The sequence below is a fragment of the Acidaminococcus massiliensis genome (genome assembly GCF_900095825.1).
GTDB classification, from domain to species: domain Bacteria; phylum Bacillota; class Negativicutes; order Acidaminococcales; family Acidaminococcaceae; genus Acidaminococcus; species Acidaminococcus massiliensis.
In genome coordinates this window covers 473,716-486,912 of the sequence record NZ_LT608315.1, presented here as the reverse complement: position 1 = coordinate 486,912, position 13,197 = coordinate 473,716, and the positions used below count along the sequence as shown (strand labels likewise).

The window sequence follows — 13,197 nt, the reverse complement described above, 5'->3', positions numbered from 1 at the left end:
ATGGAACCTCCTTTCCTGTCCATCATATCTCATAAAACAATATTTTTCAAGGGAAATAGGCTGTACATAGAATAAATTTCGTACCAAAAATATTGATTTTGCAATATTTTTGGTACGAAATTTATTTTTTATGGATTGTCTCTCATCTCCCCAGTGTCTCGAAAATCACCTGATCCAGGGCCTGGGTGGCTTTGGAATGGTAGCGGCCCGGGGCCATGGCGGTGCCCAGGGCGATGGAGGTGCCGTCTTTGCCCAAGGAAAGCAGCTGGGCTTTGTGGAAATACTGGCGGGAACTGGCATAGGTAAAGGCTAGGCCAAGGCCGTTGGCTCCCAGGGAAGCGGCGAACAGGGCAGAAAGATTTTCATTGTAGGCTGTAGGGTTGATCCCATGGCGCAGGAAAATCCTGCGGGCTTCCCGTCCCAGGATGGTGTCGTAGCCGCTGAGCAGGAATTCGAACTGGGCGGCTTCTTCGATATCGATGTATTGGGAAAGCTGGGAGGGATGCTGCCCGTCCTGGCCCTGGTGCACCAGCTCCATCACTGGGTGGCTGGGATGGGTGATCAGGCAGATTTCATCGTTCATCAGGAAACGGGTCTGGATGCGGCTGTGCTTTTCCGGCATAACCAGGAGGGCCAGGTCGATTTCTCCGGTCAGCAGCATCTGTTCCAGATCCAGGGAATTTTCTTCTACGATTTGGACGTGGATGCCCGGATAGCGGGTCCGGAAGGTCTGGAGGACCGGGGGCAGCAGGAAGGATCCCCGGAAAGAACTGATCCCCAGGATCACCTTGCCTCCTTTCAGTTCACTGATGTCCTGCATTTCATCTTTGGCTCTGTGGAATTCCGTCAGGGTATCCCGGGCAAACTGGATCAGCCGTTTGCCTTGGTCCGTGGGACGGACACCGCTGGCGGTCCGGATGAACAGGCGATAGCCCAGATGGGCCTCTGTCATACTTAAAAATTGAGAAAGGCTGGACTGGGCCATATACAGCCGTTCTGCCGCCCGGGAAATGCTTTTTTCTTCGGCAATGGCAATCAGGTAATGCAGTTCGCGCAGATCCATAGAAACCTCCTTGGATATCGGTTTTTCCGATACATCATATAGCATATTCTCCCGTTCTGCAATAGCCTTGCACAAGCTACACTAAAAGCAAGGCTATTCAGAATACTTGTGAAACAAGGGGAGAAGAATATGAGCAGAGTATCTTTGCAGGGAATTTGCGATATGCACGTCCACACCAATCCGGACCTGCGGCTGCGGGCCTACAACGATCTGGAGCTGGCTGATGCGGCTGTCAGGGTGGGGGCCCGTGCCATTGTCATCAAATCCCATCTGGGCTTTACGGTCAATCGGGCGGCCATTGCCAATGCCTATGTGAAAAAAGTCTATGGAGAAAACACTCCGTTCACCATGTATGGCGGCGTGGTGATGAACAAAGTCATCGGGGGCGTGAATCCGGAGGCTGTGGAAAAGGGATTGAAACTGGGAGCCAAGGTCATCTGGCTGCCTACCCAGTCGGCCCGGCGGCATCTGGAAAAAATGGGGAAAGATCCCGCTGATGGAATCCAGCTGATCCGAGACGGGAAAGTGATCCCGGAACTGGAAACCGTATTCCGTCTGGTCAAAGACTATGATGCGGTGCTGGCAACGGCCCATGTTTCTCCGGAAGAAGCTTTTGTGGTGGTGGAAGCTGCCCAGAAAGCCGGCGTGGGAAAAATCGTGATCACCCATCCGGAATGGTGGGTCTGCGGCTATACCCTGGAAGATCAGCTCCGGCTGGTGAAAGATTATGATGTGATCCTGGAACGGTGCTATGCCCAAAATATGGGGAAAGGGAAGAAGTACCATCTGAATCTGCGGGAAAATGCCGAATTGATCCAGGCCGTGGGGTACCAGCATGTGATGGTGGATACGGACGGAGGCCAGACGGAAAACCCGGATTGGGAAACGGAAATCTATGAATACATGCATTACCTGGTGGAATACGGGATCCCGGAAGAACAGGTCTATTACATGACCAAGACCATTCCCTACCGTCTGCTGGGCATCAAAGAGGAACCTGTGGGCGCAGCCAAGGACTGAAGCCTGATCCGGAGGAGGAACACATATGCTGAGTGCCGTCATTATCCTATCCATTGCCATCGCCATTTATCTGGGTTATAAGACCGGCCTGAACACCGGCCTGTTCTGTATCGTCTTTGCCTATCTGATCGGGTGCCTGGTGATGGGGCTGAAACCGAAGGCCATCATCGGTTTTTGGCCTGTCAGTACCATGTTTGTGATTTTATCCGTTTCGCTGTTCTACAATGTGGCTGCCATTAACGGGACCCTGGAAAAGATGTCCGGATCCCTGCTGTATTCCTGCCGGAAATTTCCGGGTCTGCTGCCCTACGCTCTTTTTGGAGTGGCGGTGATCCTTTCGGTGATGGGAGCGACGTATTTTACTGTACTGGCTTTCCTGGCGCCCATCACCATGTTGATCTGTGATGAATCCAAAATGGACAAACTGACCGGGGCTGTGGCCATCAACTGCGGAGCCCTGTGCGGCGGGAATTTCCCTACGTCCAACTTGGGGGTGATTTTCCGCGGTCTCTCCGATTCCGCTTATGAGGCCCTGAAAGTCAAGGCACCTATGGATTCATTCAACATGGAAATGGAAATCTTCCTGCTTTCTCTTGTTTTCTCCCTGCTCCTGATTACGGTGTTCCGGTATGGAATCAAAGCCAACCGGAATATCGGCCAGGGTGTGACCTTCCAAAAACCGGAGCCTTTTACCCCGATCCAGAGCCGGACGCTGACTTTGATGCTGGTGATGATGGTGGTGGTCCTGATCTTCCCGCTGCTGAAGATCCTGATGCCGGGAAATCCAGCCATCTCTTACCTGGCCGCTAAAGTGGATGTGGGCCTGGTGGCCATTATTTTCGCGGTGATCGCCTTGCTGATGAAGCTGGCTCCCCAGAAGGAAGCCATTTCGAAGATTCCCTGGAATACCATCATCATGATTGCCGGAGCCGGCATGCTGATTGCCGTAGCGGTGAAGGCCGGGACCATCAAGATGCTCAGTGCCTGGGTGGGAGCCCATGTGCCCACGCCTCTGATTCCCCTGGCTTTCTCCATCATCGCCGCCATCATGAGCTTCTTCAGCTCCACCACTGGCGTCGTGACACCGGCTTTGTTCCCGCTGATTCCGGGACTGGCGGAAAGTACCGGGCTGTCGGCTGCCGTGCTCTTTGCCTGCACCGTACTGGGCGCCCAGTCCAGTGCCATCAGCCCCTTTTCTTCCGGCGGTTCCCTGATCCTAGGGTCCACACCCAAAGAGGAGGACCGGAACACGTTGTTCAACAAGCTGCTGCTCCGGGCTGTGCCTGTCAGTGTACTGACAGCGGCTGCCTATAATTTCATCGTGGCATTTGTATTGTAAAAAAGAGGAGCTGCTGCGTGCGCAACAGCTCCTCTTTTTTCACTTCCTATGCTTCCAAAACAGATAGAAATACAGTACCTCTAGCACGCAGCAGGTCATCCAGCCTACTGGGTAGCCGAAACCGACGGTAAGCGGGGTGTTGCTGATGAATCGGGTCATGAGGTAGAGGTAGATCTGGCGGATCAGGACAAAGGACAGCAGCATGATGACCATAGGACCGATGGAATCGCCCCGTCCCCGCAGGGCACCGGCCAAGACCTGGTTCACGCAGTTGAAGAGCATGAAGAAAATATTGATGTGGATGAGCGCTACGCCGGCTTTGATCACAGGTTCGTCTCCCGTGAATAGGCGCATGGACGTATCGGCAAAAATGAAAAGCAGGGCAGCGATGGCCCCTGTAATGGCCAGGCTCATGAGGATGGAAGTGACGGTTCCGTCGATGGCCCGCTTTTCATTGTGGGCTCCCATATTCTGTGCTACGAAGGTAGTAGCAGCCATAGCCATGGAAAGGACCGGCAGCATGATGAATTGGTCCAGTTTGTTGTAACAGCCCCAGCCGGCCATGACGATGGCTCCAAAGAAATTGATATAGGACTGGACAAAAATATTGGAAAAAGAGGTGATGATGCTCTGGATGGCCGTGGGCAGGCCCACCCGGAAAATCTGGCTCAGGAGCCCCCGGTCCAGGCACAGATCTGCAAAGGAAAAACGGTAGATATCCCGGGTCCGCAGGAGGACGGCCATGGTGGCCCCGGCAGAGATGAACTGAGCCAGGATGGTGGCATAGGCCACACCGGCAATGCCCCAATGGAAAGCCAGGACAAAGAGCAGGTCCAGGAAGATATTCAGGATGCTGGTGAGGATCAGGAAGTACAGGGGCCGTTTCGTATCTCCCACCGCCCGGAGGATGCCGCTGCCCATGTTGTAGAGGAGAAGGCCGGTGACGCCGGCAAAGTAGATACGGAGGTACAGCGCCGCCTGGTCGAATACATCGGCAGGGGTCTTCATGAAGCGGAGCATGAAATCGGTGCCGGCCAGGAAAAATACGGTAAACAGCAGACAAAGGGCAAAGGTGGCCCCCATGGTGGTCTCTACGGCGCGGTGGAGCAGTTTGTGGTCTTTGGCTCCGAAATATTTGCCGATGATCACCGTAGCTCCGATGGAGAACCCATTGAAGAAAAATACGGACATGTTGGTGATCATGGTGGTGGAACTGACGGCGGCCAGGGCTTGGGTCCCTACGAAATTCCCTACGACGATGGAATCCACCGTATTGTACAGCATCTGGAAAATATTGCCGATCATGAGGGGCAGGGCAAATTCCAGGATCAGGCGGGGAATGCTGCCCGCCGTCATATCTTTCGTCTTGGAATGTACCATGGAATCACCTGCCTTTTGGAGAGTTTATAGTCGTTAACTTTTATTATAACATACTTTTCCGATTCTTTATATTTCCCGATCCCGGCACGTATGTGTCAACAAGTTCTCAGGAGGACCTTCACCACAGTATAGTTATTCATTCATGGGCCGAAAGTGCAGAGTGCAGAGCACAGAATTGTAGGGTCCGCACACCAGGCGGTCCGCCATCTGTACCATACTCTGACCCTGACGCTGTAGGGGCTTCCCGTGGGAAGCCCATCCCGGCCGCCCAGAGGGCAAAAAGCTTCTATACCCTTTCACCCGTGAAGGCTCTCCGCCGGGAGAGCAGACCCGTTCGTCCCCTGGCGGGAGGCTCACAGCCTATCGCCTTGCCCTGACGGTCAAAGGCAGCGGCTATGGACCAGGAAGCCGGATGGCCTCGCCCGCGTGCTCCACTCGTGAAGCGACTACTGCCGATGTTATCCCGCCGACTCCTCCTGGGCCTGCCCTCCCGGCTCCTGGAGAATCGATGTATACCCGCACAAAATACCAGCAAGGCCAGAGGCCAAGTCCGCCCTGCAGGGGCGGGGGACCGGGCTTGCCCGGTGGTGGGGGCATGAGGTCCTGAAAGGACCGAATACCTTGACGGTGGTATGGAAACTATCTACCTGAGAGCCAGCAATGGATACTGCGGTCATCATATTTCTACTTCTGCCAGACACTCCCTTGTTTTCGGCCGGTCCTGCGAAGTATCGGCTGTCGCCGATGCCCCCACCACCGTGCTCCGCACGGTCCCCCGCCCCTCACAGGGCGGACTTTGGGGCCGTTCTTGTCACCAGTTCAGTACTGCAATCCGTAACAGGTGTTCCCAATTCCGTTCCAGGTAATCCCGCAGTTTCCTGACATTATCTTCCTCTTCGGTGCTGCTCGTTTCACTTTTTACCGAGAACTATTTTACACTAAGGGGAGAGAAAAAGAATGGGCTGTTGCGCATGCAACAGCCCATTAGTCCATTCAGGAAATGGTTTCAATCAGTTTTGCTACCAGTTCTCCGCTGCGGGTGAAGCTGGCCAGGTCTAGGTTCTCTTCCAAGGTGTGGTTTTTGGTATAGCCGGTGGCCACTCCTAAGGAGGGCAGGCCTTTGGCATTGTAGATGTTGGCATCCATCCCTCCGCCGCCCTGTTCGATCCGGGGCTCGATCCCCATGGCTTCCAGGGCTTTGCGGGCATGGCAGATCACCGGTTCGTTTTCTTCCAGCAGGAAGGGAGCGAAAGAGATTTCTGCCTGGGTGGTGACGGCGGCTCCGGTTCCTTGGGCACTTTCCTGGCAATGGGATTGGAAGTAGGCCATATAGGCTTCCAGCTTTTTCCGATCCCGGCTGCGGCTCTCGCCTTTGGCCCAGGCTTGGGCACAGACGATGTTGGTGGCTGTGTTGCCGGTGCCCAGGAGGGGGAAGTTGGAGACGGTCTCTTCATCCAACCGGCCGTCTTTCAGGGTATCCAGGATATGACATAGGATATGGGCCGCATTGATGCCCTTTTCCGGCTCGTTCCCTGCATGGGCCGCTTTGCCCCGGACTTCTACTTGGAGTTTGGCCAGGCCGGGAGCTCCGTTGATCAGCCGGCCCAGGGTGCCAGGACTGTCCAGCACATAGCAGAAGGGGCTCTGGAATTGGGACAGGTCCAGGGCCCGTCCTCCCCAAAGACCGGCTTCCTCTCCCACTGTGAAGGCGATTTCCAGCCGGGGCAGGGGCTTTTGGGAAGCGATGGCCCGCCGTACCCCATCCAGGATGGCGCAGATGCCGCTCACATCGTCGGCTGCCAAGATGGTGGTGCCGTCAGATACCAGATAGCCGTCTTTTTCCTGAGGATGGATGCTGAGCCCTTTGGCCACCCGGTCCATGTGGCTGCAGAACAGGATGGCACCGGGACGGGTCCCTTCCCGGACGGCGGTCAGGTTCCCTGTATCGCCCCCAAAGGTATCTCCAGCCCGGTCTTCTTTCACGGCAAAACCCAGATCCCGGAGCTTCTTTGTCAAGGCATCGGCAATGGCTCTTTCTTTGCCAGAAGCCGAATCGATCATGACCAGTTCCTTGAATTCTTCAATGATATCCATTTTCTCCTCCTTGCCAGCCGGCTCTTACAGGATTTTGGCCATGATGGTGGCCACGACGATGGAAAGGACGGTTACGGAAGTGAATCCGGAAATCACATAGGCCGTTCCGATCCGCTTTTCCAGGTAGTCGATTTCCTCCGGTGTCTTTCCCACGGTTTTGGCGATTTCCTCACTGATCAGCTGGGTGCCCGGATAGCCGATCATCTGGCACATGGCGATGCCGATGCACAGGTCCTTGTCCCCTACGATTTTCCAGAGCGGCAGGATCTTAAAGGCCAGGATGATGCCGGCTACGGTGACGGCAAATACGGCAACCACTGTGACTCCCAGCTGTCCCAGCATGCTGAAATCTACCTTGGCCAAGGAAGGGACGATGGCGGTGAGGGCACCGAAGATGAAGAAACCGCTGGCATTGGCGTTCTTTTTCAGCAGATTGGCGGGCACCAGGCCCAGGTTTCGGAGCACCAGGCCGATGATCATGCACCACAGGAACATCCCCACCCAGTTGTGGGTCAGCTTTCCGCCGAGGGTGCCCAGCCAGGCGGCAGCCGCTCCGATGAACAGGCTGATGTAGATGGTGAACCGACGGGTATTCCGTTCCGCCCAGCTTTGCCGGGGACTGTCCTGGGGCAGGCTTTCCTCAGACAGGACGGCTTTCGGGTCCTCTGCCTTCAGCTGGCGGAATTCTTCCACATACCGGCGGGCAGCCTTCAGGCCGAAATAGGAGGCCGGCAGGGTCCCTACGAATTTTTGGGTGGCATACAGAAAAGCGGCCAGGGCAGCGGTCATGGCCAGACCTTGATCCGCAGCGGCTTTCACCATGGTGGTGGTGGCGATGATGCCGCCGTTGATTACCGGGGCAGCTGCCAGGGCATTGGCCCGTCCGATGAAAGGAATCAGCACCAGGCAGGAAACGATCGCAATGCCCATGGCAATGCAGCTGGCGGCCACGGAACGCCATTCCCGCTTCAGCATGGCCAGATCGATGGTCGTCCCCATGTTCAGCAGCAGCATCACCATGGAAATGGGCGCCAATGTGGTGAGGCCGGCCTGTTTGATGATGTCCCCAGGGATGACCTTGAAAATGAACAGCACCAGAAAGGTCATCATGATCACGAACAGGGAAGAGAGCCGGGCCCGGGTGAGCCGGGAAACCACATCTCCAAAGGCAAAGACCGCCAGGACAATCAATAAAGCAACCCACATACTCATCTGTCGAAAAAACCTCCTGTAAAACAGCATAGATTCCCTGAAGGGAAGAAATAAAGACTCTTCAGAGAATGCAAGTCAAAACAATTTATGTTACAGATTCGTGAAATATGAGACGGATTGTATCATATACGTCGGAATCTGTCAATAAATGACTGGAATGAAATCTCTCGAACAGGGACAGCAGGGTTCTCTCTTGCAGGTGCCTGGCTGCTTTGGTATAGTAAACTTACGAAAATAGGAAAAGGAGATCCTGGCTTATGGAAAATCTGTTTCATCGTACCAGTGTGAGGAAATATCTTGAAAAACCGGTGGAAAAAGCAAAAATCCTGGAGATCCTCCGGGCAGCCATGGCGGCTCCTTCCGCCTGCAACCAACAGCCCTGGCGCTTTACGGTGGTGACGGACCGGGAAAAGATCCGGGAGCTGGCGGCTGTCAGCCATTTTTCGGCCTTTGCAGCGGAGGCTCCGGTGCTTCTGGTCATCAGCTATCGGAAAGACTGCCAGCTGCCGGAATTTGCCCCTGTAGATACCAGTGCGGCCTTGGAAAATCTTTGGATCGAAACGGATGCCCAGGGCTTGGGGGGCGTCTGGATGGGAGTCTATCCCCGGGCAGAGCGGATGGCGGCTGTGGGAGGAATTGCCGGCCTGCCGGCGGAAGAGGAAGCCTTTGCCATGTTTTCCCTGGGGTATCCAGCAGGGGAAATCAAGGAGCATCATCGGTTCCGGGAAGAATGGATCCGGTGGATCGAGTGAAGGGACAATTCCGCTGCTGCGGGAGCCGCATCTTGACAGGATCCCTATATTTTAGTACACTAGCGGAGTAAAGTAAAACAACTAAACGGTCCGGCTGAGGAAGACGGACCGTTTCAATTTCTGAGGGGGTCATGCATATGGCAAAAGCAGCAGCAATCTTGGGCAGCAGCGGGGGAAACCTATACAATCTGGGAGGCAAGGATCCGGAATCCCTGTTGGGGGAAATGGTCCGGCAGATCAAGGCGGCGGGCATCCAGCTGGCGGCTATCCAGTTCATCGCAGCAGAAGCTTCCATGGATACGGCCAAGCCGGAAACCAAGGCGGCATTGTGGACTTGGGACGGTGAGCAGCCTCGGGTCATTTTCCGGGGAACCTTGGAAGAAGTGAACCGGGAAGCGGTCCTGGAAGATGAAAAGATTGCCGGGCTCATCGATGCCGGGAAAGTGGACGGGCTGATCCTGGCCAGCTGCGACCCCAAGGGTGCCAATGCCCGGGCCATGGCGGCTGCTGCGGAAAAGAAGCTGGCTGCCACCGGTACTGGCGGGACCTCCATGGCCCTGGCCCAATCCATGGGGCTCAATGTGGTGGCCGTTTCCGGGACCACCGGTACCACCAACCGGACCCGGGCCATTGCCAACGTATTCGCCCTGGCCAAGTTTTGGAACTTGAGCTATCGTCCGGCCATGAATGGAGGCGTGACCACGGAAGGGCCGGGAGAAAGGACCAGCCTCCTGGCACGGATCAGCGTTCGGGGGATCCTGATGGCCTCCCTGCCCGGGTTCATCGCCATGGCGCTGACATTGATCCTCAGTAAGGTGCCTGGACTGGACTACTTTGAAAAGATCTTCAATGTGATGATCGACGCCCTGCCGGTGATCGTAGCCACGGTGGCTGCCAAACAGGTTTCCGGCATGGGGGATGTAGCCATCGTGGCCGGGGTGGTCACCGGGATCCTGTCCGTCAAGGGCGGGCTCATCGGGGGCATCATCGGGGGCATCATCGCCGGGATCCTGGTCCAGTCCCTGCTGCTCAAATGTCTGAAACTGAACTTTCCTGCCACCACGGCCAATATCGTGGCCGGAGGTATTGCCGGGCTGGCGGCCGGCCTGTTGATCTATCTGTTCATTGCTCCCCTGGCGGAAGCGGTGGGCAACGGGATCCGCTATGTGATCGACTGGGCCTTCTCCATCCATCCAGTGCTCTGCGGGGGCCTGGCCGGGCTCCTGATCTGGCCGGCAATCATGGGAGGCATGTACCATGCAGCCATCCTGCCCATCATCCTTTTGGAAATGGAAAAGACCGGGAACTCCTTCCTGGGCGCCATCGATATGGTGGGGCTGGTGATGGTCTCTGCCGGGATCATGGCTGCCAACATCCTGGCTCCCCGGCGGAAAGACGACCGGGCCCTGGCCATCCCGGGACTGTTCATCAACATGGCTTTCGGGACCTTTGTAGAAGCGGCGTATCCCTTCATGTTTTCCAATAAAGTAGTGATGGCCGGCGCCATCATTGCTGCCGGCGTAGGCGGCGTGGCCGTGGGCTACTTCAATGTGCGGGGGACGGCTTATGTGCCCAGCATCGTGGCGCCCACCCTGTCCAACAATGTACTGGGCTTTGCCCTTTGCATGTTCCTGTCCGCCTTCTGTGCTTTCTGCATCACTGTGGCGGCCAATCGGTTTACGAAGGGGAAGGAAGAATAAAAGGAGGGGCTGCTGCACGTTGCGTACAACAGCCCCTGTTTCCATGCTGACAAAAAGGACTTTTTTCAGGTAGAATAAAGAGAAAACGATACATTCCCGCAGCAGAGTCTTTTGATTCAGGAGGTATATGCCATGACAAACAAAATTCCTTACAAACTAAAGCATGTGGGTATCAATTGTGAGAATGAAAAGGAGGCCAAACAGCTGGTATCTCTTTTATGCAGCCTGTTTGACCTGGAGACAGGAAATGAAAATGATACCCATATTTTTGCTTCCGGGCTGTTTGAAGTAATGAAGAACAGCAAACGGGGAAAACATGGGCACATTGCCCTCCAGACTCCCGATGTGGAGCTGGCCATGGCGGACCTGGCCCGGAAAGGGATCTCTTTCCAGGAAGATACCATCCGCCGGAACGCTGACGGAAAAATCATCTTTGTCTATCTGAAAGAGGATATCGGAGGCTTTTCCTTCCATCTTACCGAATAGAATATAAAGGGTTCCGGATTGATGGACTGCCCAAATAGAGACGATTCCTATTAAAAGTGTTCTTGATAAAGAGAATGGTTCAGCCATTGACAATTCAACATTGACGGGGCGCTGCGTCAGCAGCGCCCCTTTTTCCTGCACTCCTCACAATACCCATACAGTTCCAGATAATGGCCCACGATTTCGAAATGGGTCTTTTGGGCCAGGTCTTCTTCGAAACCGTGGAGGGGGCAGCCGTCGATGTTCACTACTTTGTGGCAGCCCAGGCAGATCAGGTGATGGGTATGGCTGAGGGTGTAGAGCAGGAATCCGTATTTCCGGCTTTGAGGAAGCAGGACTTTTTCCGTCAGTTTCTTTTCCGTGAAATTTTCCAGGATCCGGTAGACCGTGGAAAAATTCAGGCGGGCTCCGGTCTGGAGCAGTTTTTCATAGATTTCATCGGCCGTGAGCACTTCCCGCTGTGCCAGGAGCATTTCCAGCACCTGGAGCCGGGAGCGGGTGCATTTCAGGCCGCTTTGCCGGATCAGATGTTCCGCATTGAGGGGTGGTTCAGGACTGGGCATGGGGCACCTCCCGTTTCTGGCTGCAGGATTGGAAGAAAATCACCAGGAGAAGCAGCAGCACAGAGACAATGGCCGTGATCCCTCCCGGAGCGGCACCGATGTAATAGGAGGCGAGGAGACCGGCCATGACGTCCAGGAAACTGAAAAAGACGGCCAGCGCCATGGTCTTCTTGAATCCCTGGCGGAGTTGGAGAGCAGTGGCTACGGGCAGGGCAATCAGAGAGCTGATCACCAAGATCCCTACGATCCGGATGGAGACGGAGATGGTGGCAGCCACCAGGATGGAAAAGATGTAATTGATGGCCCGGGCTTTGACTCCCAGGATCCGGGCCCCGTCTTCATCAAAGGAAAGGAGGACCAGCTGGGGGAAAAGACCGAAAATGGTCAGCAGGGAAACCACCGTCAGGATGGCCACTGTGGTCACTTCTCCCTGGCTGACGGTCAGGATGCTGCCGAACAGGAAAAAATCCACATTGGCGTGGACCAGGCCGGAACTGATGATGGTGATGGCGATCCCTACGGAAAGGGAAAGGACGATGACCAGGGTCAGTTCCGCATACCGGCGGAATTTCTCCCGGAGCACTTCGATCAGCAGGCCGAAGAAGGAAGTGAGGCAGAAGGCACTGATGATGGGGTTGGCATGGAACAAGAGGCCGGTGGCCACTCCGGCCAGGGACGCATGGCTCAGGGCATCCCCAATCATGGAATAACGGCGGAGCACCAGGAAGGTGCCGATCAGGGGACAGATCAGGGAAATCAGCAGGGAAATCAGGAAGGCATTCCGCATGAAGGCATAATCAAACATGGGCGCAGTCACCTCCATTTTCGGTCAGGTATTCCTGGATATATTCGTGGGGGGTGCAAAAATGGCCCTGGCCCCGGACTACATGGAAGAAGCTGGAAGCGTTGTGGGCGGCATACCGGAGATTGTGTTCCACGGTGATGACGGTGATCCCCCGTTCTTCATTGAGATGGTGGATCAGGGGATATAGGTCGTCCTGGCTCTTCAGGTCCATGCCGGTGGAAGGTTCGTCGAAAATCATCAAATCCGGTTTGCCCAAGAGGGCTTTGGCAATCATGACTTTCTGGTACTGGCCGCCGGAAAGGGCCCCGATCAGATGATCCTGGAGGGAAGCGATGTGCATCCGGTCCAGGGCCCGGTCCACCGCATTCCGGTCCTTGATCTGGAGGACCTGGCGGGTATAATCCAGGACTTCCCGGACGGTAATGGGAAACTGTTTGTTGATCATATCCGTGGGCTGGGGTACGTAGGCCGGCCGGCGGAAGGTGCTGGAGATGGTGCCGCTGCTGGGGGAGAGGAGTCCCAGGATCAGCTTCACCAAAGTGCTTTTGCCGCTGCCGTTTTCACCTACGATGGCTACATAGTCGCCGTCGCGGATTTCCATGGACAGATCATGGAGCAGGTAGGGACCCTGCTCATAGGCAAAGGAAAGATGGGAAATTTGCAGCATAACGATTCTTCTTTCTGTAAATTGCAAATGCAAATGATTTGCGTTTATTGACGGAACATATTCTATATGATATGATATCTCTCGCGAAAATGCAAATGGTTTGCAATTGGGGGTGC

12 protein-coding genes are annotated in these 13,197 nt (G+C 55.2%); 5 read left to right on the top strand and 7 right to left on the bottom strand.

Annotation, left to right across the window (positions count from 1 at the left end):
- Positions 1-142: 142 nt before the first annotated feature.
- Entirely contained in the window at positions 143-1,063 is a 921-nt protein-coding gene (locus tag BQ2657_RS02465; RefSeq protein ID WP_075579218.1) for a LysR family transcriptional regulator, read from the bottom strand.
- Positions 1,064-1,192: 129 nt separating this feature from the next.
- On the opposite strand from BQ2657_RS02465, the gene BQ2657_RS02460 reads away from it, so the two are divergent.
- Together BQ2657_RS02460 and BQ2657_RS02455 are read left to right on the top strand one after the other, a co-directional pair.
- Positions 1,193-2,083 (top strand): DUF6282 family protein, encoded by an 891-nt coding sequence (locus tag BQ2657_RS02460; protein WP_075579217.1) that lies wholly within the window; start codon positions 1,193-1,195, stop codon positions 2,081-2,083.
- A 25-nt stretch (positions 2,084-2,108) separates the two neighbouring features.
- A complete protein-coding gene (locus BQ2657_RS02455; RefSeq protein ID WP_075579216.1) occupies positions 2,109-3,422 on the top strand; it encodes an SLC13 family permease in 1,314 nt (437 codons plus the stop codon).
- Positions 3,423-3,461: 39 nt separating this feature from the next.
- On the opposite strand, the gene BQ2657_RS02450 is transcribed toward BQ2657_RS02455, so the two are convergent.
- The 3 genes from BQ2657_RS02450 to BQ2657_RS02440 form a co-directional block, all read right to left on the bottom strand.
- Entirely contained in the window at positions 3,462-4,802 is a 1,341-nt protein-coding gene (locus BQ2657_RS02450; protein WP_075579215.1) for an MATE family efflux transporter, read from the bottom strand.
- A gap of 993 nt (positions 4,803-5,795) precedes the next feature.
- Positions 5,796-6,896, bottom strand: a complete 1,101-nt coding sequence (locus BQ2657_RS02445; protein WP_075579214.1) for a M20/M25/M40 family metallo-hydrolase — start codon at positions 6,894-6,896, stop codon at positions 5,796-5,798.
- Between the two features lie 24 nt (positions 6,897-6,920).
- Positions 6,921-8,108: a hypothetical protein gene (locus BQ2657_RS02440; RefSeq protein ID WP_075579213.1), complete on the bottom strand. Its 1,188-nt coding sequence runs from the start codon at positions 8,106-8,108 to the stop codon at positions 6,921-6,923.
- A gap of 257 nt (positions 8,109-8,365) precedes the next feature.
- Here BQ2657_RS02440 and BQ2657_RS02435 point away from each other — a divergent pair, with 257 nt between their 5' ends.
- From BQ2657_RS02435 to BQ2657_RS02425, 3 genes are all read left to right on the top strand, one after another.
- Positions 8,366-8,860 carry a nitroreductase family protein gene (locus tag BQ2657_RS02435; protein ID WP_075579212.1) on the top strand — a complete coding sequence of 165 codons (495 nt, stop codon included), beginning with the start codon at positions 8,366-8,368 and terminating at the stop codon, positions 8,858-8,860.
- Between the two features lie 137 nt (positions 8,861-8,997).
- Positions 8,998-10,560 carry a PTS sugar transporter gene (locus BQ2657_RS02430; protein ID WP_075579211.1) on the top strand — a complete coding sequence of 521 codons (1,563 nt, stop codon included), beginning with the start codon at positions 8,998-9,000 and terminating at the stop codon, positions 10,558-10,560.
- 132 nt (positions 10,561-10,692) lie between these two features.
- Positions 10,693-11,046 carry a VOC family protein gene (locus tag BQ2657_RS02425; protein ID WP_075579210.1) on the top strand — a complete coding sequence of 118 codons (354 nt, stop codon included), beginning with the start codon at positions 10,693-10,695 and terminating at the stop codon, positions 11,044-11,046.
- Positions 11,047-11,162: 116 nt separating this feature from the next.
- Here the strand turns inward: BQ2657_RS02425 and BQ2657_RS02420 are convergent, their stop codons facing one another.
- The 3 genes from BQ2657_RS02420 to BQ2657_RS02410 are packed head-to-tail and all read right to left on the bottom strand — an operon-like array spanning position 11,163 to position 13,081.
- Positions 11,163-11,609, bottom strand: coding sequence for a Fur family transcriptional regulator (locus BQ2657_RS02420; RefSeq protein WP_075579209.1), 447 nt, complete (start codon positions 11,607-11,609; stop codon positions 11,163-11,165).
- The gene (locus BQ2657_RS02415; protein ID WP_075579208.1) at positions 11,596-12,414 is read right to left on the bottom strand and encodes a metal ABC transporter permease; all 819 of its coding nucleotides are present in this window, start codon (positions 12,412-12,414) and stop codon (positions 11,596-11,598) included. The genes BQ2657_RS02420 and BQ2657_RS02415 overlap by 14 nt, the downstream gene beginning before the upstream one ends.
- Positions 12,407-13,081: a metal ABC transporter ATP-binding protein gene (locus tag BQ2657_RS02410; RefSeq protein WP_075579207.1), complete on the bottom strand. Its 675-nt coding sequence runs from the start codon at positions 13,079-13,081 to the stop codon at positions 12,407-12,409. Before BQ2657_RS02410 ends, BQ2657_RS02415 begins: the two co-directional genes overlap by 8 nt.
- Positions 13,082-13,197: the final 116 nt, after the last annotated feature.